At 45.6% G+C, this 811-nt stretch carries 2 tRNA genes and 2 rRNA genes; all 4 read left to right on the top strand.

Annotated elements, in window-relative coordinates:
• A 16S ribosomal RNA gene (locus EHSB41UT_RS24135) occupies positions 1 to 91 on the top strand; the annotation flags it as partial.
• Positions 92 to 156: 65 nt separating this feature from the next.
• Positions 157 to 233: transfer RNA gene (locus EHSB41UT_RS24130), tRNA-Ile, on the top strand.
• Positions 234 to 265: 32 nt separating this feature from the next.
• Positions 266 to 341, top strand: a tRNA-Ala gene (locus tag EHSB41UT_RS24125).
• Positions 342 to 704: 363 nt separating this feature from the next.
• Positions 705 to 811: ribosomal RNA gene (locus EHSB41UT_RS24120) — 23S ribosomal RNA — on the top strand; the annotation flags it as partial.

Genomic DNA, 811 nt, shown 5'->3' with positions numbered 1-811 from the left:
CGGGAGAGCGGTTACCACGGAGTGATTCATGACTGGGGTGAAGTCGTAACAAGGTAGCCCTAGGGGAACCTGGGGCTGGATCACCTCCTTAAACGAAATCTTGCCGATAAGCGTTCACACGAATTGTCTGAAATCTGAAGATCAAACCTTGCTTATGGGTCTGTAGCTCAGTTGGTTAGAGCGCACCCCTGATAAGGGTGAGGTCGGCAGTTCGAATCTGCCCAGACCCACCACTTCCTTAGGAAGTAACTATAAGCAAAGCCATGGGGCCATAGCTCAGCTGGGAGAGCGCCTGCCTTGCACGCAGGAGGTCAGCGGTTCGATCCCGCTTGGCTCCACCATTTTTCTTCGCCGTGAGGCGGATATAAGAGAAATCAAAATTGAATGCATCACGCAGTATGAAAAGTTGATGTATTGAATTTTGGTTTTTTTTTGTCGAAAAACCCTGATCTTTAAAAATATGGAATCTGTCAACACATGTTGATTCACAAGAGCTTCGGCTTTAGAGAATTAATATGTTTAGTTGCTGAGCACTCAAGTTTGAAACAAGATTGTTCTGAACAATCTTTCAACAAGAGCGCTTCTCTTTGAGAAGAAGGATTGTTGAATCAAGTGTGTGGCGAATCGTTACTCGAATACATCTTTGTCGGATGTGTTCAAAAAACGCGTTATTTGACTGATCTAAAGATTTCTTTGGGTTATATGGTCAAGTGACTAAGCGCACACGGTGGATGCCTTGGCAGTCAGAGGCGATGAAGGACGTGGTAATCTGCGATAAGCCTGGGGAAGCTGATAAACAAGCTGTGATCCC

Source organism: Parendozoicomonas haliclonae (assembly GCF_900174585.1).
GTDB classification, from domain to species: Bacteria; Pseudomonadota; Gammaproteobacteria; order Pseudomonadales; family Endozoicomonadaceae; genus Sansalvadorimonas; species Sansalvadorimonas haliclonae.
This window is presented reverse-complemented; position numbering and strand designations above follow the sequence as displayed.